Source organism: Roseateles sp. So40a, from assembly GCF_048081605.1.
In the GTDB taxonomy this organism is placed as follows: Bacteria; Pseudomonadota; Gammaproteobacteria; order Burkholderiales; family Burkholderiaceae_C; genus Roseateles.
In genome coordinates this window covers 2,915,885-2,940,406 of the sequence record NZ_CP182288.1, presented here as the reverse complement: position 1 = coordinate 2,940,406, position 24,522 = coordinate 2,915,885, and the positions used below count along the sequence as shown (strand labels likewise).

General features: G+C 68.4%; 22 protein-coding genes. 10 read left to right on the top strand and 12 right to left on the bottom strand.

The genetic code is table 11. The features are described from left to right. The first annotated feature begins 9 nt into the window (after positions 1-9). From ACNI65_RS13325 to ACNI65_RS13315, 3 genes are read left to right on the top strand one after another with little or no spacing between them, the layout of a single operon-like run. Positions 10-1,140 carry an ABC transporter permease subunit gene (locus tag ACNI65_RS13325; RefSeq protein ID WP_416757159.1) on the top strand — a complete coding sequence of 377 codons (1,131 nt, stop codon included), beginning with the start codon at positions 10-12 and terminating at the stop codon, positions 1,138-1,140. Positions 1,141-1,162: 22 nt separating this feature from the next. Beyond that, positions 1,163-1,954 (top strand): ABC transporter ATP-binding protein, encoded by a 792-nt coding sequence (locus ACNI65_RS13320; protein WP_416757158.1) that lies wholly within the window; start codon positions 1,163-1,165, stop codon positions 1,952-1,954. Between the two features lie 23 nt (positions 1,955-1,977). Further along, positions 1,978-2,694: an ABC transporter ATP-binding protein gene (locus tag ACNI65_RS13315; RefSeq protein WP_416757156.1), complete on the top strand. Its 717-nt coding sequence runs from the start codon at positions 1,978-1,980 to the stop codon at positions 2,692-2,694. Positions 2,695-2,706: 12 nt separating this feature from the next. Here the strand turns inward: ACNI65_RS13315 and ACNI65_RS13310 are convergent, their stop codons facing one another. From ACNI65_RS13310 to acpA, 5 genes are all read right to left on the bottom strand, one after another. Beyond that, positions 2,707-3,924 (bottom strand): lactonase family protein, encoded by a 1,218-nt coding sequence (locus ACNI65_RS13310; RefSeq protein ID WP_416757154.1) that lies wholly within the window; start codon positions 3,922-3,924, stop codon positions 2,707-2,709. Positions 3,925-4,049: 125 nt separating this feature from the next. Next, positions 4,050-4,643, bottom strand: a complete 594-nt coding sequence (locus tag ACNI65_RS13305) for a GNAT family N-acetyltransferase (RefSeq protein WP_416757152.1) — start codon at positions 4,641-4,643, stop codon at positions 4,050-4,052. A gap of 153 nt (positions 4,644-4,796) precedes the next feature. Next, complete coding sequence (locus ACNI65_RS13300) at positions 4,797-5,783, bottom strand: alpha/beta fold hydrolase (RefSeq protein ID WP_416757151.1); 987 nt, start codon at positions 5,781-5,783, stop codon at positions 4,797-4,799. Positions 5,784-5,906: 123 nt separating this feature from the next. Continuing rightward, positions 5,907-6,413, bottom strand: a complete 507-nt coding sequence (locus ACNI65_RS13295) for a MarR family winged helix-turn-helix transcriptional regulator (protein WP_416757150.1) — start codon at positions 6,411-6,413, stop codon at positions 5,907-5,909. Between the two features lie 106 nt (positions 6,414-6,519). Beyond that, positions 6,520-8,241: an acid phosphatase gene (gene acpA / locus ACNI65_RS13290; protein ID WP_416757148.1), complete on the bottom strand. Its 1,722-nt coding sequence runs from the start codon at positions 8,239-8,241 to the stop codon at positions 6,520-6,522. A gap of 131 nt (positions 8,242-8,372) precedes the next feature. On the opposite strand from acpA, the gene ACNI65_RS13285 reads away from it, so the two are divergent. Beyond that, a complete protein-coding gene (locus tag ACNI65_RS13285) occupies positions 8,373-9,656 on the top strand; it encodes a cytochrome-c peroxidase (protein WP_416757146.1) in 1,284 nt (427 codons plus the stop codon). A gap of 183 nt (positions 9,657-9,839) precedes the next feature. On the opposite strand, the gene ACNI65_RS13280 is transcribed toward ACNI65_RS13285, so the two are convergent. From ACNI65_RS13280 to ACNI65_RS13270, 3 genes are all read right to left on the bottom strand, one after another. After that, positions 9,840-10,484 carry a class I SAM-dependent methyltransferase gene (locus ACNI65_RS13280; protein WP_416757144.1) on the bottom strand — a complete coding sequence of 215 codons (645 nt, stop codon included), beginning with the start codon at positions 10,482-10,484 and terminating at the stop codon, positions 9,840-9,842. Between the two features lie 92 nt (positions 10,485-10,576). Continuing rightward, complete coding sequence (locus tag ACNI65_RS13275; protein WP_416757142.1) at positions 10,577-12,751, bottom strand: TonB-dependent receptor; 2,175 nt, start codon at positions 12,749-12,751, stop codon at positions 10,577-10,579. A 92-nt stretch (positions 12,752-12,843) separates the two neighbouring features. Continuing rightward, positions 12,844-13,197, bottom strand: a complete 354-nt coding sequence (locus ACNI65_RS13270; RefSeq protein ID WP_416757141.1) for a hypothetical protein — start codon at positions 13,195-13,197, stop codon at positions 12,844-12,846. 237 nt (positions 13,198-13,434) lie between these two features. On the opposite strand from ACNI65_RS13270, the gene lepB reads away from it, so the two are divergent. Together lepB and ACNI65_RS13260 are read left to right on the top strand one after the other, a co-directional pair. After that, positions 13,435-14,115 (top strand): signal peptidase I, encoded by a 681-nt coding sequence (lepB, locus tag ACNI65_RS13265; protein ID WP_416757139.1) that lies wholly within the window; start codon positions 13,435-13,437, stop codon positions 14,113-14,115. Between the two features lie 142 nt (positions 14,116-14,257). After that, complete coding sequence (locus tag ACNI65_RS13260; RefSeq protein WP_416757138.1) at positions 14,258-14,968, top strand: glutathione S-transferase N-terminal domain-containing protein; 711 nt, start codon at positions 14,258-14,260, stop codon at positions 14,966-14,968. A gap of 141 nt (positions 14,969-15,109) precedes the next feature. On the opposite strand, the gene ACNI65_RS13255 is transcribed toward ACNI65_RS13260, so the two are convergent. The 4 genes from ACNI65_RS13255 to ACNI65_RS13240 all read right to left on the bottom strand — a co-directional run bounded on the left by ACNI65_RS13255 (position 15,110) and on the right by ACNI65_RS13240 (position 19,512). Continuing rightward, positions 15,110-15,349, bottom strand: coding sequence for a SlyX family protein (locus tag ACNI65_RS13255; RefSeq protein ID WP_416757136.1), 240 nt, complete (start codon positions 15,347-15,349; stop codon positions 15,110-15,112). After that, entirely contained in the window at positions 15,346-17,220 is a 1,875-nt protein-coding gene (locus ACNI65_RS13250) for a DUF885 domain-containing protein (protein ID WP_416757134.1), read from the bottom strand. Before ACNI65_RS13250 ends, ACNI65_RS13255 begins: the two co-directional genes overlap by 4 nt. Positions 17,221-17,327: 107 nt before the next feature. Beyond that, positions 17,328-19,190: a ferrous iron transporter B gene (feoB, locus tag ACNI65_RS13245; RefSeq protein WP_416757132.1), complete on the bottom strand. Its 1,863-nt coding sequence runs from the start codon at positions 19,188-19,190 to the stop codon at positions 17,328-17,330. Then, a complete protein-coding gene (locus ACNI65_RS13240) occupies positions 19,183-19,512 on the bottom strand; it encodes a FeoA family protein (protein ID WP_416757131.1) in 330 nt (109 codons plus the stop codon). The genes feoB and ACNI65_RS13240 overlap by 8 nt, the downstream gene beginning before the upstream one ends. Positions 19,513-19,834: 322 nt before the next feature. Here ACNI65_RS13240 and ACNI65_RS13235 point away from each other — a divergent pair, with 322 nt between their 5' ends. The 4 genes from ACNI65_RS13235 to ACNI65_RS13220 are packed head-to-tail and all read left to right on the top strand — an operon-like array spanning position 19,835 to position 24,520. Continuing rightward, entirely contained in the window at positions 19,835-20,830 is a 996-nt protein-coding gene (locus ACNI65_RS13235) for a BMP family lipoprotein (protein ID WP_416757130.1), read from the top strand. Between the two features lie 24 nt (positions 20,831-20,854). Beyond that, entirely contained in the window at positions 20,855-22,432 is a 1,578-nt protein-coding gene (locus tag ACNI65_RS13230) for an ABC transporter ATP-binding protein (protein WP_416757129.1), read from the top strand. Further along, positions 22,429-23,562 carry an ABC transporter permease gene (locus ACNI65_RS13225; protein ID WP_416757127.1) on the top strand — a complete coding sequence of 378 codons (1,134 nt, stop codon included), beginning with the start codon at positions 22,429-22,431 and terminating at the stop codon, positions 23,560-23,562. Before ACNI65_RS13230 ends, ACNI65_RS13225 begins: the two co-directional genes overlap by 4 nt. Next, positions 23,555-24,520: an ABC transporter permease gene (locus ACNI65_RS13220; RefSeq protein WP_416757125.1), complete on the top strand. Its 966-nt coding sequence runs from the start codon at positions 23,555-23,557 to the stop codon at positions 24,518-24,520. The genes ACNI65_RS13225 and ACNI65_RS13220 overlap by 8 nt, the downstream gene beginning before the upstream one ends. The last annotated feature ends 2 nt before the right edge of the window (positions 24,521-24,522 follow it).

Genomic DNA, 24,522 nt, shown 5'->3' with positions numbered 1-24,522 from the left:
GAGCCTCACATGTTCCAGAACAAGTCTTCCAAGATCATCACCTTCCTGATCGCCGGCGCGCTGCTGCTGGTGCTCCCGCTGTTCGCGCAGTCCTTCGGCAACGGCCCGGTCCGCATCATCGACCTGGCGCTGCTGTACGTGCTGCTGGCGCTCGGCCTGAACATCGTCGTCGGCTACGCCGGCCTGCTGGACCTGGGCTACGTCGCGTTCTACGCGGTGGGCGCGTATCTCTTCGCGCTGCTCAACAGCCCGCACCTGGCGGAGAACTTCGAGAACATCGCCGCCGCCTTCCCCAACGGGCTGCACCTGCCGCTGCTGATCGCCATCGCGGCGGCGGCGCTGCTGGCCGGCCTTTTCGGCGTGGTGCTGGGCGCCCCGACGCTGAAGCTGCGCGGCGACTACCTGGCCATCGTGACGCTGGGCTTCGGTGAAATCATCCGCGTGTTCCTGAACAACATGGAATACCCGCTGAACATCACCAACGGTCCGCGCGGCATCGGCCAGATCGACGGCGTGCACTTCCTGGGCTTCGAGTTCAGCAAGAACCACGAGTTCTTCGGCATCGCCGTGAATTCGGTGTCGATGTACTACTACCTGTTCCTGGCGCTGGTGATCGGCTCGGTGGTGATCTGCTACCGGCTCGAGAACTCGCGCATCGGCCGCGCGTGGATGGCCATCCGCGAGGACGAGATTGCCGCCAAGGCCATGGGCATCAACACCCGCAACATGAAGCTGCTCGCGTTCGGCATGGGCGCGACCTTCGGCGGCGTGGCGGGCTCGATGTTCGGCGCGTTCCAGGGCTTCGTGTCGCCGGAATCGTTCAGCCTGCAGGAGTCGGTGATGATCGTCGCGATGGTCGTGCTGGGCGGCATCGGCCACATCCCGGGCGTCATCCTGGGCGCGCTGCTGCTGGCCGCGCTGCCGGAAGTGCTGCGCTACGTCGCCGGTCCGCTGCAGGAGATGACCGATGGCCGGCTGGACGCCGCCATCCTGCGTCAGCTGCTGATCGCGCTGGCGATGATCGTGATCATGCTGCTGCGTCCGCGCGGCCTGTGGCCCTCGCCGGAACACGGCAAGTCCCGGCCCCTGCCGCCGGGATCGCAGCCGCCCGCCAATGCCGGCAGCGCCATCAACGCCTGATCCGCGCCAGGAGCAAGAACCAATGACTGAAACCGTACTGAAAGTGGCCGGCGCGTCCAAGCGCTTCGGCGGCCTGCAGGCGCTGTCGGATGTGGGCATCGAGATCGAGAAGGGCCAGGTCTATGGCCTGATCGGTCCCAACGGCGCCGGCAAGACGACCTTCTTCAACGTCATCACCGGGCTGTACGTGCCCGATGGCGGCACCTTCGAGCTCGGCGGCCAGCCCTACAAGCCGCAGGCCGTGCACCAGGTGGCCAAGACCGGCATCGCGCGCACTTTCCAGAACATCCGGCTCTTCGCCGAGATGACCGCGCTGGAGAACGTGATGGTCGGCCGCCATGTGCGCACGCACTCGGGCCTGATGGGCGCGGTGTTCCGCACGCCGGGCTTCAAGAAGGAAGAGGCCGAGATCACGGCGCGCGCCCGCGAGCTGCTGGATTACGTCGGCATCGGCCGGCACGCCGACTTCAAGGCCCGCACGTTGTCCTACGGCGACCAGCGCCGGCTGGAGATCGCGCGCGCGCTGGCCACCGATCCCAAGCTGATCGCGCTGGACGAGCCCGCCGCCGGCATGAACGCGACCGAGAAGGTCGTGCTGCGCGAGCTGATCGACCGCATCCGCAACGACGGCCGCACCATCCTGCTGATCGAGCACGACGTGAAGCTGGTGATGGGCCTGTGCGACCGCGTGTCGGTGCTGGACTACGGCAAGCTCATCGCGTCGGGCACGCCTGCGGAAGTGCAGCGCAACCCCAAGGTGATCGAGGCCTACCTCGGCGCCCACGCCGCGCAAGAAGTGCACGCGGCCCCCTGACCCGACCCATGGAAATCGAAAAGATGGCAGACAACATCCTCCTCCAGGTCGAGGGCCTCGCCGTCGCCTATGGCGGCATCCAGGCGGTCAAGGGCGTGGACTTCGACGTGCGCCAGGGCGAACTGGTCTCGCTGATCGGCGCCAACGGCGCGGGCAAGACCACGACGCTGAAGGCCATCACCGGCCTGCAGCCGCTGGGCGTCGGCGACGTCAAGTTCATGGGCCAGTCCATCAAGGGCCAGGGCGCATGGAACCTGGCCAAGCAGGGCCTGGTGATGGTGCCCGAGGGCCGCGGCACGTTCACGCGCATGACGATCACCGAGAACCTGCAGATGGGCGCCTTCATCCGCAAGGACAAGGAGATCGAGGCCGACATCGAGAAGGTCTTCGGCCTGTTCCCGCGTCTCAAGGAACGTCGCAACCAGCTCGCCGGCACGATGTCCGGCGGCGAGCAGCAGATGCTGGCCATGGGCCGCGCGCTGATGGCGCGTCCCAAGCTGCTGCTGCTGGACGAGCCGTCGATGGGCCTGTCGCCGATCATGGTCGACAAGATCTTCGAGGTCGTGAACGACATCCACCAGCAGGGCGTGACGGTGCTGCTCGTCGAGCAGAACGCCAGCCGCGCGCTGGAACTGGCCACCCGCGGCTACGTGATGGAGTCCGGCGTGATCACGATGAAGGGCGACGGCAAGACGCTGCTCAACGACCCGAAGGTCCGCGCGGCCTATCTGGGCGAGTGAGCAGCGCGGGGATCACAGACCGGCGAGGCCTTGCAGGCTTTGCCGCGTCGAGGTCCCCACCACCACCTCGTTGAGCTTGGACAGCGCGCCGTCCGCGTTGATGGCGTAGGCCACGACCTTGTCCGCGCCCAGGAAGGCCGTGTAGAGATACCTGCCGTCCGGGCTGATCCACGAATCGCCGGCGACGCTGTCGATGTCGGGCAGCACCTGGGGCTCGACGGCCGCTTTCGCATTCAGCAGCGTGAGCCGGCCATCGACGTCGATGCGGAATGACGAGATGGCGCCCGACGCATTGCCGACATACGCCAGTTGCCCGTTCGGGGTGACCGCGACCCAGCAGGGGTCCTTCACATGGGGGATCTGGACCTGGTTGATCCGCGTCATCTTGCCGGTCGACGGCTGGTAGTGGAAGGACGCCAGTCCGACTCCGGAGATGCTGGTGGCCAGGTAGGTGGGCGTGGCGGCGCCAGGCACGAAGACGCCGGCGAATGGCGATTCGACCTGCGCGGTGTTCTTGACCGGCACGCCCAGGCCGCCGTCATGCAGGATGGGGAAGGCCACGATCGCGTTGCTCGCGACCCCGGCGTTGACGATCACATGTTTCCCGCCCGGCGAGACGAGCACCTGCGTCGGCTGCGCCGCGGCGGGAATGCCGGCCAGCGCGGTCAGGTCATACGCGCCGCGCTGCGTCAGGCTGCCGTCGGCGCCGACCTTGTAAGCGGCGAAGCGAGTCGCGCCTTCCAGGAAGGTGACGTAAAGGTGGCCGTGGTGATAGGCGAGGCTGTTGGGCTTCACGCCCGCTTGCGTCGCGTTCTTCTTCAGCAGTGTCAAGGCGCCCGTCGTGGGGGAGATCTCGAACACCGAGAGGCTCTGATCGCCGGCGTTCACCGCGAAGAGCCGGCTGGCATCGGTGCTGATGACGATCGCGTGCTGGCTAACCAGTGAGTCCGGCACCAGCTTGCCGTCGCGTTGCCCGTTCGTGCCAGCACCGTGGGTGGCGGTCGTGGCCTGACGCACCAACCTGCCGTCCGCCTCACGGATGAAGTGCACGACGGTGTTATGGGTCTCGTTGGTTTCTGTGTAGAGGTGATTGACGGCGCGAGTCGGGACCACCGGTCTCGGCTCCGGGGACGATCGGTGGTCGCTGCAGGCCATCAGCATCGCCGTCAAGGTGAAGGCGCCGAGCCAACGGGGAACGTAGCCGGGAGCGCGCGAGAAAACGTGTGTCATGGAAAGGGGCGTGGGTGAGCGCGACATGCGCGGTGTTGCGGTCGACCAAGTTCGACCGGACGCCCAGAGTCCCCCGAGCAGGGAGGCCGGTTCAGGCCGGCTGGCGATCGTCGTCGATGCGATTGTTAGGGTTCGCCAGGGCGGTCGCGAGGGACCATGACGAGGTAGTCGTCGATCCGGCCACCGTCCAGCGGCTTGACCATCACGCGCAGCGCGTTGACGCGCTCGCCCATCGCGAGGCCGTCACGCCGGCGGACCTCGATGAAACCCTGGCGCTCCCAGAAGCGCTCCGCGCGGGTGTTGCCGACGACGACGCCCAGTCGCACCCAGGCCGCCCCGTGGCGCTGCATCCAGCGCTCGAGTTCCGCGTAGATCTCACGCGCGGCCTGCGAGCCGTGCAGCGTCGTGGCGACGATGAACAGGCCCACCAGCCACACCCGTGGCGCCATCAGGTCCGACACCAGCGAGGCCATCGCCACGAGCTCGCCGGACTCGTCCGCGTAGCCCAGCAAGCGCTTCGCTGTGAAGCTCCAGCCCTCGGGGGGCAGATCGCGGATCTCCTCGCGCGCTTCATCGGGGCGGGGCGGGGTGCCGTTGACCTGCTCGAAGTAGAGCGGGTTGCGCTCGTAGAACCGCTGCAGCAGGTCCTCGTCGCCGGCTTCCAGTTCGAATACGCGGACATGCGGCAGCGAGGCGGCGGGCGGGAAGGGGATCGGCATCGGCGAGGTCCACGTGCCGGCGCATCGGGGCGCCGCTCATCGGAAAGATCACCGAGCGTACCAAACCGAGCGCAGAGCGAAACCCCGCGTTGATCTCCCCCGAAGGTGGGCCCCCGCCGGAGTGAGTTCGCTCATCCGGACGGGGGGAGGGGATCACTGGCGGATGAAGGCCAGCAGGTCGGCGTTGAGGCGATCCTTGTGGGTGTCGGTCAGGCCGTGCGGGGCGCCGGCGTAGACGATCAGCTGCGAGCCCTTGATCAGGCGGGCCGAGGCGCGGCCGGAGATGTCGATGGGCACGATCTGGTCGTCGTCGCCGTGGATGACCAGCGTGGGCTTGTCGAACTTCTTGAGGTCGTCAGTGAAGTCGGTCTCGGAGAACGCCTTGATCGAGTCATAGGTGTTCTTGTGGCCGCCTTGCATGCCCTGGAACCACCAGTTGTCGATCAGGCCCTGCGAGACCTTCGCGCCCGGCCGGTTGAAGCCGTAGAACGGTCCGGCGGGGATGTCCTTGTAGAGCTGCGAGCGGTTGGCCAGCTGCGCGGCGCGGATGCCGTCGAAGACCTCCTTGGGCACGCCGCCGGGGTTCTTGTCGGACTTGACCATGATCGGCGGCACGGCCGAGACCAGCACCGCCTTGGCCACGCGGGACGTGCCGTGGCGGCCGATGTAGCGGGCGACCTCGCCGCCGCCCGTGGAGAAGCCCACCAGCACGGCGTTCTTCAGGTCCAGCGTCTCGATGACGGTGGCCAGGTCGTCGGCGTAGTGGTCCATGTCATTGCCGTCCCAGGGCTGGCTGGAGCGGCCGTGGCCACGGCGGTCATGGGCAATGACGCGATAGCCCTGATCGGCCAGGAAGATCATCTGCGCTTCCCAGCTGTCGCTGTTCAGCGGCCAGCCGTGGCTGAACACGATGGGCTGGCCGTTCTTCGGACCCCAATCCTTGTAGTAGAGCTGCACGCCGTCCTTCGTCGTGATGTAGCTGCCCGCGGGCTGGGCGCTCGAGAGCGGCGCGCTGACGCGGGCGGCCTTGTCCGCGGCGAAGGCCGGCGTGGCGACCACGCCGGCGATGGCGACGGCCAGCGTGGACAGCACCAGCAGTTGACGACGCGATTGGCGGGCGAGGGTGGCGATGGCGTTCATGGTGGGCTCCTTCAGGGGTGTGGTGGTGGGGTGGGTGGGAAGGTGAACTCTGGATTGCTTGCTAATCATTTGCATGCGAAGGATTTGGTGGGGCGACGCGGATGAGCGATCTTGAAGCGGCGTTCAGCTGGAGGTGCCGGCCTTGCGGGCCATGCGCTCGCGCAGCGCGAGCAGGCGGTCGCGGAGCTCGATGATTTCGGCCAGCTCCGTGTCCGAGGCATCGACGATGCACTGCGGCAGGTGGGTGGAGCGCTTGCGCAGTCCGCGGCCGGCGTCCGTCAGCGTGATCAGCACCTGGCGCTCGTCCAGCGGAGAACGGTCCCGGCTGACGAGGCCCGCGGCCTCCAGTCGCTTGAGCAGCGGCGTGACGGTGGGCGAGTCGAGGAACACGCGCTCGGCGATCTCACCGACGGTCAGGCCGTCGCGTTCCCACAGCACCAGCATCACGAGGTACTGCGGATAGGTGAGCTCGAGGTCCTTGAGCAGCTCGCGGTAGACCTTGTTCAGACCCAGCATCGTCGAGTAGATCGCGAAGCAGAGCTGCTCGTCGATCTGCTGCGGCACGCAGGCGGCGGAGGCGCTGCTGGCTTTCTGCTGCTTGCCGGTGACGGTGGGTTTGGTGCGTGCCATGGGTGCGAAATTTACTTTGCACGCAAATGAATGGCAAGCGAAAAGATTAATCGGGGCCGGAAGAAGGGGCATGCCCTTCCTCCGGTGCGTTGCGCCGCGTTTGGTCTTATTGCAGGTTCAACGCCTGCGTCATGTCGCCCATCGGCTGGCCGCCAGCGGCGGTGAGCGCGTCGTCACGCTGCTTGAGGCCGGGCAGCAGGTCCAGGCCGAAGCGGCGCGTGATCAGGCGCAGCACCGAGGCGGTGTCGTATTGCGTGTGGTCGACCGTGCCCTTCTTCGAGTAGGGCGAGATGATCAGCGCCGGGATGCGCGTGCCCGGGCCGAGCTTGTCGCCCTTGGGCGGGGCGACGTGGTCCCACTGACCGCCGTTCTCGTCGTAGGTCACGACGATCACCATGTTCTTCCACTGCGGGCTGGCCTGCAGCTTGGCCACGAGATCGGCGATCTTCTGGTCCGCGTTGGCGATGTTGGCGTAACCCGGATGCTGGTTGTACAGGCCCTCGGGCTTGTAGAAGCTCACCGCCGGCAGGGAGCCCGCGGCCGCGTCCTTCACCAGGTCGTCGTAGTCCTTCAGGTGGGTCGCGCGATCGCTGGCGTGCGTGACCGGATCCATGTTGGCGTAGAAGTTGAACGGGTGATGGTGGGTCTGGAAGTCCACCGCGTCCGTGGCGGCCACGCCGCTGGCGTTGCCCGCGTAGATCACCGTGCGCTTGGCCGCCGCCGCCTGCTGACCGTCCTTCACGGCGGCGTTCCACGAGCCGGCGTACCAGGCCCAGCTCACGCTCTTGGCGCTGAGCAGGTCGCCGATGTTCTTCTGCAGCTGCGCGGGCAGCGTGGTGTTCTTGGTCGCGTCGGCGTACAGCGCGTTGTTGCCGCTGACGTCCGCCGGCGCGTTGCCGCTGGGCTGGAACGCGGGCTGCATCGTGTTGACCGCGTAGAACTTGTTGTCGCCGAAGTAGTTGGCCGGCGTGATGTTGCCCGAGCCCGCGAAGCTCGGCGCGCCGTCCAGCGCGGAAGCCTTGCTGGTGGCGGACAGCGTGAGGTTGGACGTGTACGAGCCGTCGGCGTTCTTGTCCAGGATCTGGATCGTGGGCTTGGCCGCGGCGGTGTCGGCGTTGGGGTACTCCGGCGCGCAGGCGCAGATCAGGTACTGGTGGTTCAGGAAGGACCCGCCGAACGCGCCCTGGAAGAAGTGATCGGCCAGCGTGTACTGCTGGGCCAGCTTGTAGAGCGGCGAGGCGCTGTAGTCGAAGTAGCCCATGACCAGGCCGCCCGAGTCGGCGAACGCGGCGAACATGTCGTTCTTGCCGCCGTTGATCTGCATCTGGTTCTCGAAGAAGCGGTGGTACAGGTCGCGCGTGACGACGCTGCCGTCGATCGTCGCGTTGGCGCTGGCCTTGAACGCGGTGCCGATGTTGAAGGGCGCGTTGGCCAGGCCGGCGCTCTGCGCCTGCGACACGGTCACGGTGCTGCCCGGCGCGGTGACGCCGCCCCAGACCGGCGGCAGCGTGGCGAGGGCCTGGCCGTTGCGGTCCTTCTGCGGGATGTAGGCCGCGGTCGGCTTGCCGTCCGCGCCGACCACGGTGGACAGGCCGTCGGCGCCGGCGAAGTTGCCGTACAGGTTGTCGAAGGCGCGGTTCTCGGCGTAGATCACGACGATGTTCTGCACCTTGCTCTGCAGCGCGGCGGTGGTGTCCATCGGCGCGTCCTCTCCGTCATGGCCGAAACAGCCGCCCAGCGCCAGCATCGCGCCCAGCGCGAGCGGGGTGAGGGCGAGTTTGAGACGAGGGGCGGGAACGACGCGGGTATCGCGGGAAGTGATCTTCATCTGGCTGACTCCACAGGAGTGATTGGCGAATGGCGCGCAGCTTCCTTTCGCCGCATGACACGTCCGTGTCATTCCGTACCGGTACACCGCTGTTTGCGCACATTTCCTGCGTGCGTCGTGATGAAGCTGTTATGAATCTTTCTCTTTCCCGTGAAAATGGGCTTGTTTTGACCTTGGGCGTGCTGACGGGCGCGCTGGCTTGCGTGGCCCTTGGACTGCTGCTGGGCGGGCGGCCCGGTCATGCGGCCGCGCTGGCTGCGACCGCACCCGCGACCCGACCGTTCTACGCCACGGCCTTCGAGCGCAAGCCCGACGCGGCCACGCTGACCGGGCTCGGGCGGCGGCTCTTCGCCGACAAGGTGCTGTCCGCGTCCGGCACGATGGCCTGCGCGTCCTGCCACGACCCGGCCCTGGCCTACGGGCCGCCCAACGGCCTGGCCGTCCAGCGGGGCGGCGCGAGCGGCCATGTGCCGGGGCTGCGCGCCGTGCCCTCGCTGCGCTACCGCCAGCAGACGCCGGCCTTCACCGAGCACTTCTTCGACAACGACGGCGACGACAGCCTGGACCAGGGCCCCACCGGCGGCTTCGCGTGGGACGGACGCGCCGCGTCGGCGCACGAGCAGGCCGAGGCGCCCTTGCTGTCACCGTTCGAGATGGCCAACACCGACCGCGGCGCGGTGGTGCGGCGGCTCGCGGCGTCGCCCAACGCGGCGGCGATGCGCGAGGCCTTCGGGCCGCATCTGTTCGACGACGCCGAGCTCGCATGGAACGCGCTGGTCCTGTCGCTGGAAGTCTTCCAGCAGAACCCCAAGGACTTCGCACCGTTCAACAGCCGCTACGACGCCTATCTGCGCGGCAAGGGCAGGTTGACGCCGGCCGAGACGCGCGGTCTGGCGCTCTTCGAGGCCCGCGACAAGGGCAACTGCGCGTCGTGCCACATCAGCGCGATCAAGCGCGGCGCGTTCCCGCTGTTCACCGACATGGGCCACATCGCGATCGGCGTGCCGCGCAATCCGGCGATCCCGGCCAACCGCGATCCCGCCTTCCACGACCTGGGCACTTGCGGCCCGCTGCGCACCGATCTCCAGGATCACCCGGAGTACTGCGGCCTGTTCAAGACGCCGTCGCTGCGCAACGTGGCGACGCGGCAGGTGTTCTTCCACAACGGCGCGATGCGCTCGCTGGAGGCGGCGGTGCGCTTCTACGCGCAGCGCGACACGAACCCGGAGCGCTTCTACGCACGCGATGCGAAGGGGCGTGTCGTGCCTTATGACGACCTGCCGGCGCGATACCGCGACAACCTCAACATGGAGCGCCCCTTCGGCGGCGCGCGCGGCGGCAAGCCGTCGCTGAGCGAGCGCGAGGTGCAGGACATCGTCGCGTTCCTGAGGACCTTGAGCGACGCGCCGCAGTGACCGCATTTCAGGTGGCGTGAGCATTGAGCCCCCTCGCCCGCGAAGCGGGAGAGGGCGGGGGGTGAGGGCTCTCCGAAGGGCACCCTGCCATCACGCGAGCCCTCACCCCAACCCCTCTCCCGCTTCGCGGGCGAGGGGCTCAATGTGGGCTCAATGTGGCTTCAATCGGGCTTCAATCGGGCTTCAATCTGGCTTGCGGTGGCAGAAGAACTCCCACACCGACTTCGGCTTGCCGTAGCGGCTGAGCGTGCGCTTGTTGAGGTGGTCAATGTCGAAGCAGGCGGTGAGGACGTCCTCCAGCTTCTCGCGCGTGAAGAACTGCTTGGCCACACCGTCCACGGTCGTCAGCGTCCAGGACGCGGCCTCATCCGGCGCGCCGTAGTGCCAGTCATCCTCGGCGTTCACGCAGCCGATGAGCTTGCCTTCGGGCGCGAGCACCCGCGCGATCTCGCACAGCGCCCGGCACGTGTCCTCGCGGTCGAAGTAATGCAGCGACAACTGCGCCACGGCCAGGTCGAACTCGCCGTCCGCCAGCATCGGCATCGCGCGCACATCAGCCAGGACATGCCGCGCCCGCGGCGATTGCTGCCGGCATCGCGCCAGCGCCTCCGCCGAGATGTCCGTGGCGGTGACCTCCACCTCCAGCTCCAGCAGCGCCGCGGTCTCCCAGCCGTCGCCGCAGCCGATGTCCAGCGCGCGCCGCACACCCGGCAGGCGATGCTGCCAGCCGCTCAGCCAGGCTTCCTGGCGGCTCAGCGGGTGCGCGGCGTAACGCTGATCCCAGACGTCAGCGGGGGCATGCAGTTCATCGGGCGGCGATGCGGTCATGCATCGCAGCCTAGCGCGTCCCGCCCTCAGGCACCGTGCGGCGGCCCACGTTCACCCGATACAGGCGACAGGGCCACGCACGGCAGCCCAGGTCAGAACGACTTGGTCAGGCTCACGTAGACCGTGCGGCGCTGGCCGTACTGCGGCGCGCCCACGCCAATGCCCGAGCCATCGCGCAGTTGGTAGACCTTGTCGAACAGGTTCAGCACCGACAGGCGCGCTTCCACCGGTCCGCCACCGCCCAGGGCGAAGGTCTTGCTGACATCGGCGTTCACCGCGGTGTACGAGGGCAGGTGCGTGGTGTTGGCGAAACCGTTGCGCAGCCCCGACCCGAACAGCGCGCTCGCGCCCAGCGTGTAGCCCTCGTCCAGGCGGACATTCACGCCGGCCGAGGCGCTCAGCTTCTGCTCGTGATCCAGGTGGACCCAGTGGTTGGCGATGAAGTCGAGCTCGTCCTGCTCGAAGTTGAACTGGCCGGTCTCGACCTGGCGCGCCCGCGCGTGCACGGTGCCCAGGTTGGCATAGGCGGACCAGTCGCGCTCCTTGTAGCTGGCCGACAGGTCCACGCCGTAGATGCGGCCCTGCGCGTAGTTGAAGGCCGAGTAGATCAGCGCGTTGCCGAACTGGCCCTCGTCCTGCAGGTGGCGCACCGCGCGGTAGTACCCGTCGACGCCCAGCGTCAGCTTGGGCGTGACCTGCCACGCCGCACCGGCGTCGTAGTAGTTCGAGCGCTCCGCGCGCACCGCGGTGTTGGCGTCCGAGGGCAGCGCGTTGGTCGTGCCGGCGAAGGCGTCCACCGAGGTGGTGTCGATCTTCTCGGTCGGCGGCGGCGTGAAGTAGCGCGCGTAGCCCGCGTGCACGCGCAGCGTCGGCGTGGCATCCCACACCAGTCCGGCGCGCGGGCTGAGCTGGTGTTCCTTGCTGACCGTGTCGACCTCGTCGTACCGGGCGCCGTAGTTGAACGTCAGGCCGCGCGCGAGCTTCCATTCGTCCTGCAGGTAGGCGCCCCAGAGATGCCCGCCCAGCCGCGCGCTGTCGGCGATGGACACGGGCGTGGAGGACGTCTGGTTGCCGTCGTCATCGGCAGGGAAGACCAGCGCGTCGTTGCGCGTGCTGGCGTGCTCGCGCTGCGCGAAGAGCCCGGTGCGCACGGTGTGCGTGGCGTTGAGCCGGTAGCTCGCGTCGGCCTGCAGGCCGTTGGCCTCGTTGCGGCGCAGGATGTCGGCGGCCACGCCCAGGTACTGCAGGTCGCCGACGGCGTCGGGCGTGTAGTGGACATCGGTCGTGCGGTGGAACAGCGAGACCTGGTAGTCGACCTGCTCGCCGAGCGTGCTCTGGAAGCTGACGACAGCGAATCGGTTGCGCTCGCGCTGGCGCGCGTCCAGCGTGGACGAGTCCTTGTCCGGCGTGTTGTCCAGCGTGAAGGCCGTGGACTGGCCCGGCGAGTTGGGGATCTGGAATCGGTTGTTGGTGACGCCGGCCATCGCGGTGATGCGGCTGTCCTCGCCCAGCAGGTAGGACACGAGGCCGAAGGCCTTGCCCTGATGCGTGCGGTCGTGCAGCGCGTCGCGCGACGCGGTGGGGTTCTCGATGCCCAGGTCGTTGCCGAGGTAGGACCCGCTGAACTCGTAGCTCAGCCGGCCCTGGCTGCCGTGCAGGGACAGGTCCAGCTCGCGCGTGCGCTGCGTGCCGAGCGTCACGCCGACGCTGCCGGCCAGGGGCTTGTCGTCCTCGCCCACGCCTTTCGTGGTGATGTCGACGATGCCGGCGGTCCGGTAGCCGTATTGCGCCGGCAGCGCGCCGGTGAGCAGGCTGATGCTGTCGGCGAATCGCGTCTCCAGCGTCTGACCGAAGCCGCTGATGGCTTCGGGGATCACGACGCCGTTGATGCGGTACTGCAGGTTGGCATGGTCGCCACGCACATGCAGGCCGCCGTAGGAGTCCTGCACCACGCCGGGCGTCTGCAGCAGGACCTGGTTGAGCGGCGTGTCGTCGCCCTGGGGCAGGCGGCCGAGATCGGCCTTGTCGAACTTGTAGACCGTGCTGCCGGTGTCGGGCGACAGGCCATTGCGGGCCGCATCCAGTCGGTTGCGCGCGCCTTGCACCTGCACGGTGGGAAGCGGCGTGCCGGCTGTAGCGGACGAGGCATTGGTGGAGGAGGCTTCAGCGCTGGCGGCGTCGTCCTGCGCGAAGGCGGGGACGGCGGCGAGCAGCGGATAGGCGATGGAAACGGACAGCGCGAGCACGCGCAGGCGAGGAGCAGTCATGGTGGTGGCTCTGGAGATCTGATGTCGGACGGACGCAGGCCGGCCGGATCTCACGCGGTGCGGGAGAACAGGCGGTGCGACGGGCGGGAGGATCAGATCGCCAGCGGCGGCCCGCGGCTGCGCGGCGCGGGCGCGGGCAGCGAGTGCGAGTCGGGCGTGATCGCCGCGGCCTGGACATGCGCGCCGTCGGCCAGCGCGAGCACCGGGGCCTCGGCGCGGGCCGAGGCGGCGAGGTCGTCGAAGGCCAGGCAGACCTCGCACAACTGATCGCTGGACAAGGTGTCCGGATCGGCGTGGGCGAGGTGCTCGTCGTCTTGCGCGACGCTCGTGCTGGCGGGGCCATGCCCGCGCGCATCGGTGAGGTGACCGATGCCATGCCACACCGCGCCCTGCTGCGACAGCAGCATGAACAGCGGGAGCAGCAAGTGCAGGAGGTGCTTGCGCATGGGGCGGGATTATGGGGGGCGCTTCCCGCGCGAGACGAAGGTCAGCAGGGCGCGGACAGCTTGCCGACAGGTTCACATGGCGGATCCGTCGGGATGCGCTGGCCGCCGCGCTTTCGCCATTGATGCACCGATTCCCGCCAATCGCCGCACGCGGTCCCACGTCGCGATCCGGCTGGACACACTGGGGCTTCGTTGTTGGCTCGATCCACTCCCTCGGACACCTGCTTGGAGATTGCGATGAAGATCCCTGTTGCCGCCTGGCTCCGCGAGAACCGGAGCTTCCTGCTGTTCGTGGCTGGTTTCCTGTTCTTCCGCACGGCGATCGCGGACTGGAATCCGGTGCCCAGCGGCTCGATGCGGCCGACGATCCTGGAAGGCGATGTCGTCTTCGTCGATCGGACGGCCTATGACTGGAAAGTGCCGCTGACCGATTTGTCGCTGCGCCGCGTGGGCGAGCCCCGGCGCGGGGATGTGGTGACCTTCAGCTCGCCGCGCGACGGCACGCGGCTGATCAAGCGCGTGGTGGCGGTGCCCGGCGATGTGGTCGAGCTGCGTGGCGACCGACTGATCCTCAACGGCGAGGCGGCGACGTACGCGCCGGTGGGGGAGGTCGCGGAGGCGCTGGTCCCCGGGGTCGAGGTGCGCGGGGTGCGCGAGGTCGAGCAATGGGGCGGTCAGGAGCGCATCGTGCAGTTCCTGCCCGCGCTGAACGCGCCGCGCGATTTCGGTCCGGTGGTGGTGCCCGCCGATGCGTTCTTCATGATGGGCGACAACCGGGACAACAGCCAGGACTCGCGCTACATCGGGCTGGTGCCGCGCCGGCTGATCATCGGGCAGGCGCATCGGGTGCTGGTGTCGGCGGACATCAAGGGGCGCTGGGCGCCGAGATGGGATCGTTTCGCCGCGCCCTTGAAGTGATGCGGTGAGCGGGTGAGGGGTGAGGGGCAAGACCCGGCTCGCGTCGAGCGCGCGAGCACGAGCGGCATTGACCCGTGGTGCGCAAGGTCTCTCGAGGGGCGTCGAGAATGGTCCGCTCCGCCTTTCAACCTCGAGAAGCCTCATGACGGATCTGTCCCGATTCCCCATCACGAAGAAGTGGCCCGCGCAGCACCCGGAGCGGCTGCAGTTGTATTCGCTGCCCACGCCCAATGGCGTGAAGGTGTCGATCGCGCTGGAGGAGCTGGGGCTGCCGTATGAGCCGCATCTGGTGAGCTTCCAGACGGATGACCAGCTGACGCCGGAGTTCCTGTCGCTGAATCCGAACAACAAGATTCCCGCGATCATTGATCCGGACGGGCCGGGGGGCGAGCCGCTGCCGCTGTTCGAGTCGGGCGCGATCCTGGTGTATCTGGCGGAGAAGACGGGGCGTCTGATGCCGACGGATGCGGCGCGCCGGTATGAGACCTTGCAGTGGGTGATGTTCCAGATGGGCGGGATCGGCCCGATGTTTGGACAGGTGGGGTTCTTCCACAAGTTCGCGGGCAAGGATTACGAGGACAAGCGTCCGCGTGACCGTTATCTCAACGAGTCCAAGCGTCTGCTGGGCGTGCTGGAGAAGCACCTGACCGGTCGCGGCTGGATCATGGGCGACGAGTACACGATCGCGGACATCGCGATCTGGCCGTGGGTGAACAACCTGGTGGGGTTCTACGGCGCGGGCGAGCTGGTGGGCTTCAGCGAGTTCAAGAACGTGCAGCGCGTGCTGGAAGCGTTCCTGGCGCGTGATGCGGTCAAGCGGGGATTGAACATCCCTGCTCGGCCGGCGGCCTGAGCGGGCTGATGGCCCCCTCGCCCGCGAAGCGGGAGAGGGCGGGGGGGTGAGGGCTCTGCGAAGGGCTCCGTGCCCCCACACGAGCCCTCACCCCAACCCCTCTCCCGCTTCGCGGGCGAGGGGCTTCAAGCGGCGTCTCGCTCAGTAATGCGGCGGCAAATCGTCCCGCAAGTTGCCCGGACCGTCCGAGCGGCCCTCGGGGACTTGTCGCCGCAGTTGCATGACCTCACGCACGAGCGCGTCGATCTGTTCCTGCTGCCTGGCGACCTGGTCGTTGAGATGATCGACCAGGTCCTCGGAGAACGAGGCCTTGATCTCAAGCTCGGTGATGCGGGCCTCGAGGACCCGGACCTCCGTGGGGGTGTCCGGGTTCGCGCTCATGGCTTGGTCGTCGCGGCGGGCTTGACCGCGGGTTGCGACATCAGCTCCGAGATCACCGACACCGGCGCATTCCCGTAGCTCAGGAACTGTTCGTTGAAGGCCTTGATCTTGAAGTCCTTGCCCAGCGCCTGCTTGCGTTGCTCGCGCAGTTCCATGATGTCGCTGTAGCCGCTGAAGTAGCTGGTGAGCTGGACCGAGGTCAGCTGCACGCGGCGCCATTTCTCGCGGGCCTCGCGTTCGGTCTGGAAGGCCTGGCGCTGGAGCAGATCCAGCGCCTGGGCCTCGGTCATGCCGAGCACGTGGACGCTGTAGTCGAGGATGGTGTTGGTGACGCTGCGCAGGTTCCACTTGCCCCACATCAGCCACATCTCGGGCGCGTTCCCGCCGTAGCCCGACTCGAGCATCATGCGTTCGCCGAAGACGGCCCAGCCCTCGACCATCGCGCCGTTGCCGAAGAGCGTCTTGACCAGCGAGGGCGACTTGTTGGCGTAGACCAGCTGCGTGTAATGGCCCGGCACCGCCTCGTGGATGTTCAGGATCTGCAGGATCCAGTGGTTGTACTCGCGCAGCGAGCTCTCGGCCTGCTCGGGCGTGAGGTCGTCCAGCGGCGTGACGTTGTAGTACGTGCGGTCCTGCGGGCGATAGGGGCCGGGAGCCTCGATGCCGGCGCCGGCCACGCCGCGCTGGTAGACCGGCGTCTCGCGCACGATCAGCGGCTTGCTCGCGTCCTGCGTGAGCAGGTCGTGGTCGGTGATCCAGCGCTCCAGCTGCGGGATCTGCGCGCGGATCTCCTTGACGAAGTCCTCGCGCTTGACGTGGCGCTCGCTGAGCTTGCCGATCACCGCGCCGATCTTGGCGAAGCGGTCCTCGGGCTTGGGCGCATCGCCCAGCGTCTTCGTCCAGAGCTCATCGGACAGCTGCGCCATCCGCGTGAGCAGCTCCTCGCGGGCCTTGAGCGCGCGCTGGTACATCTGCTCGGCCGAATGCCGGGACTGGATGTCGTAGCCGAATTTCTTCTCGTACAGCGCCTGGCCGAGCCGGAAGCTGCGGGCCTTGCCGCTGGCCTGGCCGTCGGCGAGCAGCTTGCGCAGCTGCCCCCGATAGCCCTCGACCGCGAGCTTGGCCGCGGCGATGCGGTCATTCAGCAGCTTGCGCTCGGCCGGCGTCAGCGACGCGGCGTCCGGTCCCTGCGCGGCCTTGGCCACTTCATCGAGCACGCTCAGCACGCCCGGCGCCTGGTCGATGGCGAGCTGGGTGTGCTCCAGCGTCGGCTGCTTGAGCAGCGACGCGCCGGCGCGGTAGTAGGCGGGCACCTGCGCCAGGCGCGCCGAGATCGTCTTGAGCCGCACCGGCAGCGGCGCGTAGTCCGTGGCCAGGATGTAGTCGATCGGGCCGGCGATGTTCAGGTAGGACGGATTCCACTCGTACTCGCGCAGCTCGGTCAGCTGGAAGCGGTCGCTGCGCAGCTTGTTGAGCAACTGGCCCAGGTCGGTGCGCGAGGACGCGCCCAGCGTCGTCGCGTCGACGGCCTCGAAGCGCTTGAGCCAGTCGTTGGCGAAGGCCAGCGAGCGCGCGCGCATCGCGCGGTCCGGCGCGGGCAACTGATCGGCGAATTCATACCGGCCCGCACCGATGGCGGCGTCCGGGTCCAGGCGCCACAGGGCCTCGATGTAGTCGTTGGCCAGGCGCTGGAAACGGGTGTCGGCGTCGACGCCGGCATCGGGATCAGGCTTGATGACGGCCCGCACCGGCTTGGCGGCCGCGGGGCTGCTGGCGGCATCGGCGGCCAGCGCGGGCGCGGCGCTCAGCGCGCCGAGGGTGGTCAGCGCGGCCATGGCCAGCGCGCTCAGGGTGGTGGGGCGAATCGTCATGGGCGCGAGCATAGCCTCGTCGACACCCCCATGACCAAGGCCATGATGCGCAAGGGCGCCGGTCGATGCGACGGGCGCCCTTGCATGTCAGCCTGGAAACGAAGCGGTCAGCCCAGCAGCCATCGGCTCACGTGGAAGGTCACCCAGGAGGCGAAGTAGGCCAGGCCGAACAGGTAGGCCAGCATGATCGCGGGGATCTTGTAGCCGCCGGTCTCGCGCTTGACCGCCGCGATCGTCGACACGCACTGCGGCGCGAAGATGAACCACGCCAGCAGCGAGAAGGCCGTGGGCAGGCCCCAGGTCGAGGCGATCAGCGGCGTCAGCGCCTGCGCGGCCTCGTCGCCGGTGGCCGACAGCGAGTACACCGTGCCCAGCGCGCTCACCGCGATCTCGCGGGCGGCCATGCCCGGCACCAGCGCCAGGCTGATCTGCCAGTTGAAGCCGATCGGCTCGAAGATCGTCGCCAGTCCGCGGCCCAGGTAGCCGGCGAAGCTGTACTCGATGGCCGGCCCGGTGGCGCCCTCGGGCGCGCCGGGGAAGGTCGACAGCACCCACAGCAGCAGCGTCAGCGCCAGGATGATGCCGCCCACGCGCTTGATGAAGATCTCCGCGCGTTGCCACAGTCCGATGGCGACGTTGCGCGCATGCGGCCAGTGGTAGCTGGGCAGCTCCATCATCAGGGGACGCACCTGGCGGCCCGCGTCGGTGAAGCGCTTGAGCAGCCACGCCACGGCCATCGCCGCGATGATCCCGGCGAAGTACAGGACGAAGAGCACCAGCCCTTGCAGCTCGATGCCCGCCCACAGCTCGCGCTGCGGGATGAAGGCGCCGATCAGCAGTGCATACACCGGCAGCCGCGCCGAGCAGGTCATCAGCGGCGCGATCAGGATGGTCACGAGCCGGTCGCGCGGATTGGCGATCGAGCGCGTGGCCATGATCCCGGGAATCGCGCACGCGAAGCTCGACAGCAGCGGGATGAAGCTGCGGCCCGACAGGCCCACCGAGCCCATCAGCCGGTCCAGCAGGAAGGCGGCGCGCGGCAGGTAGCCCGATTCCTCGAGGATCAGGATGAAGAAGAACAGGATCAGGATCTGCGGCAGGAACACCAGCACGCCGCCCACGCCCGCGATCAGGCCGTCGACGACCAGGCTGCGCAGGTGACCCTCGGGCAGCAGCGCCCCGGCCTGCTCGCCGAGCCAGCCGATGCCGGTCTCGATCCATTCCTTGGGCACCTCGGCCCATGCGAACACCGCCTGGAACAGCAGGAACAGCAGCACGGCCAGCAGGATCGGGCCCACCACCGGATGCAGCACGACGCGGTCGACCTTGTCGCTGGGCAGCTCGCCCTGCAGTGCGTCCAGACCGAGCGCCTTCAGGATCTGGTTGATGCGCGCGGTGTCGTCGCCCTCGGCCACGTTCGAGCCAGTGCGCCATTGCTGGGGATCGTCCAGCACCTCGCGCAGCTCGTCCAGGCCGTCGCCGTCGGTGGCGACGGTCCGGATCACCGGCACGCCCAGCAGCTCGGAGAGCTTGGCCGTGTTGATCTCGATGCCGCGGCGCTGGGCCAGGTCGGCCATGTTCAGCGCGACCACGCAGGGCAGCCCCTGGCGCTGCACCGACAGGAACAGCCGCAGGTTGCGGCGCAGGTTGGTCGCGTCCAGCACGCAGACGATCAGGTCGGGGCGTTTCTCGCCCTGGGCGCGTCCGGCCAGGACGTCCACGGTGACGCGCTCATCGGGCGAGCGCGGGTACAGCGAGTACGTTCCCGGCAGGTCCAGCACGCGCAGCAGCTTGCCCGCGGCGGTCTTCAGGCGGCCTTCCTTGCGCTCGACGGTCACGCCGGCGTAGTTGGCGACCTTCTGGCGGCTGCCGGTCAGGCGGTTGAAGAGGGCGGTCTTGCCGCAGTTCGGGTTGCCGACCAGCGCCAGCAGCGGTCCCGCGGGATGGATGTGGACGACCGATTCACGCATGGGCGGCTCCGGCCTGTCCGTTCGTGGCGCTGTCGGCGGCGTTGGCGGCGATCAGCCCCTCGGCGGTGGTGTCCTCCAGCAGCACGCAATCGGCTTCGGCCTTGCGCAGCGCGAAGGTCGACTGCCCGATGCGCACGACCAGCGGGTCCGCGCCCGGCATCGCGCGCGCCAGCACGGCCACGTGCTCACCGGCGACGAAGCCCAGCTCCTCCAGCATCTGTTTCCATTCCGGCGCATGGGCCGGGGCCTGCAGCGCCTGGACGCGGTGCGCCCGGCCGATGGCGGCCTGCGCGAGGGTGGGGGAGGAAAGGACAGCGCTCATGTCGTGGGGATCTCGGGAGGAGCCTGCGGGCTTGCGAAGCGAAACATTCTAAATGATAGTGATTCTCAACTTGCCAGGAAGAACCGGGGTGAAGGTTCGCTCAACCCGGGGGCGCATGGCGGACCCGTCGAACGAGGCGGCGGATGGGCACGGGATGTGCTTGTCGCTACCCACTTTTCCCAGGGATCGCAATGGCTTGAAATAGTGGGGAGACCCTCGATTTGATGAGCCCGCAAACGTTTAGCGTTTTCCTGGACCTCGCTTACACTCGCGCCTTCTTAGAATGCCCGGCTGCTCCTCACCCTTCGCATCGAGACCGCAAATGATGAAGTCCTTCCTGTCGTCGTTCTCTCCCCTCGCGGCTGGCCTGGCCCTGACGCTGACGGCTGGCGCCGCGGCCGCGCAGACCACCCCCGCGGTGATCTTCGACATGGGCGGCAAGTTCGACAAATCGTTCAACGAGGCCGCCTATCGCGGCGTCGAGCAGTGGAAGAAGGACACCGGCGGCAAGTACCTCGAGTTCGAGATCAGCAACGAGACCCAGCGCGTGCAGGCGATCCGCCGCATGGCCGAGCGGGGCGCCAGCCCCATCATCTCGGTGGGTTTCGCGCAGGCGTCGGCGCTGAACCAGGTGGCCAAGGACTTCCCCAAGACGAAGTTCGTGATCATCGATGAGAAGGTCAACCAGCCCAACGTGCAGTCGGTGCTGTTCAAGGAACAGGAAGGCAGCTTCCTCGTCGGCGCGCTGGCCGCGCTGACCAGCAAGACCGGCAAGGTCGGTTTCGTCGGCGGCATGGACATCCCGCTGATCCGCAAGTTCGAGTGCGGCTATGAGCAGGGCGCCAAGGCGGCCAACGCCAAGGTCGAGGTCTTCAAGAACATGACCGGCACGACCGCTTCCGCCTGGAACGATCCGACCCGCGGCGGCGAGCTGGCCAAGGCGCAGTTCGCCAAGGGCGTGGACGTGGTCTTCGCCGCGGCCGGCGGCACCGGCGTGGGCGTGTACCAGGCCGCCAAGGACGCCAACAAGTTCGCCATCGGCGTGGACAGCAATCAGAACCACCTGCAGCCCGGCACGATGCTGAGCTCTATGGTCAAGCGCGTGGACGTCGCCGTCTACAACGTGCTCAAGGAATGGAAGCCCGGCATCAGCGTGCTGGGCCTGAAGGAAGGCGGCGTGGAATACGCCGTCGACGCCAACAACGCCAAGCTGATCGCCCCCGCGGTGAAGACCAAGCTGGACGCGTACAAGGCGGACATCATCGCCGGCAAGATCAAGGTGGCCGACTACATGGCCGACAACGCCTGCAAGAACTGACCCCCGCGAGCGAGCGTTCCTGACATGACACAGTCCCCACGCGGCGCCGCCGCGCCCGCGGTCCGTCTGTGCGACATCTCCAAGCGCTTCGGCGCGGTGCAGGCCAACCGGGCGGTGAGCCTGGCCGTCGAGCGCGGCACGGTGCACGGCCTCGTCGGCGAGAACGGCGCCGGCAAGAGCACGCTGATGGCGATCCTCTACGGCTACTACCACGCCGACGAGGGTCACATCGAAGTGGATGGCCAGCGCGTGAGCATCGCCAACTCGCATCAGGCGATCGCGCTGGGCATCGGCATGGTGCATCAGCACTTCATGCTGGTGGACACGCTCTCGGCGCTGGACAACGTGATGCTGGGCGCGGAGCCCGCGTTCTTCCTGTCGCGCGCCAAGAAGCAGGTGCGCCGCGAGCTCGAGACGCTGATGCGCGACACCGGCCTGACGGTGCGCCTGGACGCCACCGTGGCGGATCTGCCGGTCGGCGAGATGCAGCGGCTGGAGATCCTCAAGGCGCTGTACCGCGGCGCCCGCATCCTGATCCTGGACGAGCCCACCGCGGTGCTGACGCCGCAGGAGACGGACCAGCTCTTCGAGGTGCTGCGCCGCCTGCGCGAGCGCGGCACGACCATCCTGCTGATCACGCACAAGCTGCGCGAGGTGATGGCGCTGTGTGACGCCGTGACCGTGATGCGCGCCGGGACCGTGATCAAGACCTGCGCCATCGGCGAGACCGATCCCGAGGACCTGGCCGAGAGCATGGTCGGCCGCAAGGTCCAGCTGGGCCGCGACGGCGGCGCGGTGAAGCCGCAATCGGACCAGCCCGTGCTGCGCGCCGAGGGCCTGACCGTGGCCAGCGACAGCGGCTCCGGCGTGCACCTGCTGAGCAACGCGACGCTGTGGCTGCGTCCGGGCGAGATCGTCGGCGTGGCCGGTGTGTCGGGCAACGGCCAGAGCGAGCTGCTCGAGGTGCTGGCCGGCATGCGCGCGCCCGATGCCGGCGCGCTGCACGTGGCGGGCCGCGATTTCCACGCGGCGTCGTGGATGGACCCGCGCACGGCGCGCGAGCTCAAGCTCGCGCATGTGCCCGAGGATCGCCACGCGCTGGGCATGGTGCTGAGCTTCCCCGCATGGGAGACGGCCGCGCTCGGTTATCACGAGCAGGACCAGTACTGCGCCGGCCCGTTCGGCCTGGCGATGAACCAGCGCCACCTGCGCGCGCAGACCGCCGAGATGATGGAGCGCTTCGACGTGCGCCCGCGCAACGCGGAGCTGGGTTCGTCGAAGTTCTCCGGCGGCAACCAGCAGAAGCTGATCCTGGCGCGCGAGATCGGGCAGCAGCCCGCGGTGCTGCTGGTGGGCCAGCCCACGCGCGGCGTGGACATCGGCGCCATCGAATTCATCCACAACCAGCTGCGCCGCCTGCGCGACGCGGGTTGCGCGATCCTGGTCGTGTCCAGCGAGCTCGACGAGATCCTGGCGCTGGCCGATCGCGTCGTGGTCATGAACGCCGGCCGCATCACCGGTGAGCTCGCCATCGACGAGTGCTCCGAGAAGAACCTGGGCCTGCTGATGTCGGCGTCCCCCACCCAAGAGAAAGCCGCATGAGCGCCCAAGCCTTGCAGATGCCGCGCTGGATGGACCTCGTCCTGCTGCCGCTGTGGAACCTGCTGATCGCGCTGGCGGTGGCCGGCGGCGTGGTGCTGCTGATCGGCGCGAGCCCGGTGCAGGCGCTGACGGTGCTGCTGGACGGCGCGCTGGGCAGCGCGCGCGGCCTGGGCTACACGCTCTACTACACGACGACCTTCATCTTCACCGGCCTCGCGGTGGCGGTCGCCTTCCACGGCGGGCTGTTCAACATTGGCGGGGAAGGGCAGGCGACGCTGGGCGGCATCGGCGTGGCGCTGCTGTCGCTGTGGCTGGCGCCCAAGCTGCCCGGCTTCGTGATGATCCCGCTGGCGATCCTGGCGGCCGCGCTCTTCGGCATGGTCTGGGCCGCGGTGCCCGGTTACCTGCAGGCCTGGCGCGGCAGCCACGTGGTCATCACGACCATCATGTTCAACTTCCTCGCCGCGGGGCTCAACGGCTACCTGCTGGTGAACTGGCTGCGCCCGGCGGGCTCGATGTCGGTGGAGAGCGACGCGTTCGCGGAGTCCGCCCGCATGCCCGCGGTGCATGAGCTGCTGGCCAAGCTGGGCGTCGAATGGCCGTCCTCGCCGCTGAACCTGTCGATCCTGCTGGCGCTGGCCGCCAGCGTCTTCGTCTGGTGGTTCCTGTGGAAGAGCCGCGCCGGTTACGTGCTGCGCGCGGTGGGCGCGAACCCGAGCGCCGCGCATTACGCCGGCATCCGTCCGCGCTGGCAGGTGCTGGCGGCGATGGGGCTGTCGGGCGCGCTGGCCGGCCTGGTCGGCGTCAACGAGATCGCCGGCGTGCAGGGCAAGCTGACGCTGGACTTCGTCGCCGGCGCCGGGTTCACCGGCATCGCCGTGGCGCTGATGGGCCGCAACCATCCGGTGGGCATCATCCTGGCGTCGCTGCTGTTCGGCACGCTGTATCAGGGCGGGGTCGAGGTCTCGTTCGAGGTCCCCGGCTTCAGCCGCGAGATGGTGGTGACCGTGCAGGGCCTGATCGTGCTGTTCGCCGGCGCAATGGCGATGGTGAGCGCGCCGATGTTCGCGCGGCTCTACGGGGCATTCGCGCGCAAGCAGCGCGCCGCGGAGGGGAAGTCCCATGGATGAGGTGCTGATCGGCTCCGTGCTGGCGTCGACGCTGCGCGTCACCACGCCGCTGCTGTTCGCCGCGTTGGCGGGTCTGCTGTCGGAGCGCTCCGGCGTCGTCGACATCGGGCTGGAAGGCAAGATGCTGTCGGCCGCGTTCGCCGCGGCCGCGGTGGCCAGCGTGTCGCATTCGACGACGCTGGGCCTGCTCGCCGCGATCGGCGTGGCCATCGCGATGTCGATGGTGCACGGCTTCGCCACGGTGACGCACCGCGGGGACCAGGTGGTCTCGGGCGTGGCGCTGAACATGGTGGCCGCGGGCCTGACCGTCGTGCTGGGTATCGCCTGGTTCGCGCAGGGCGGCCAGACGCCGCCCATCGGCGCGGAGCAGCGCATCACCGGCCTGCTGCCGCAGTGGGCCGAGCCCACGCCGGGCAGCTGGTTCGCGTCGGTCATCGGGCACGGCCTGCTGAGCCACAACGCGCTGGTCTACCTGGCGTTCGCGCTCGTGGTGGCGGTGTGGTTCTTCCTGGAGCGCACGCGCCCGGGCCTGCGCCTGCGCGCGGTCGGCGAGAACCCCGCGATGGTCGACGCCGCGGGCGTGTCCGTGCCGCGGCTGCGCTACACGGCGCTGGCGCTCAACGGCATCCTGTGCGGCCTGGGCGGCGCCTACCTGACGCTGGCGCAGAACGCCTCGTTCTCGCCCAACATGACCGCGGGCCGCGGTTTCATCGCGCTGGCCGCGATGATCTTCGGCAAGTGGAAACCGGTGCCCACGCTGTGCGCGTGCCTGCTGTTCGGCTTCCTGGACGCCGTGGCGATCCGCCTGCAGGGCGTGTCGCTGCCGGGCATCGGCGAGGTGCCGGTGCAGCTGATCCAGGCGCTGCCCTACATCCTGACGGTGGTGCTGCTGGCCGGCTTCATCGGTCAGGCGATCGCGCCCAAGGCGTTGAGCAAGCCCTACGTGAAGGAGCGCTGAGC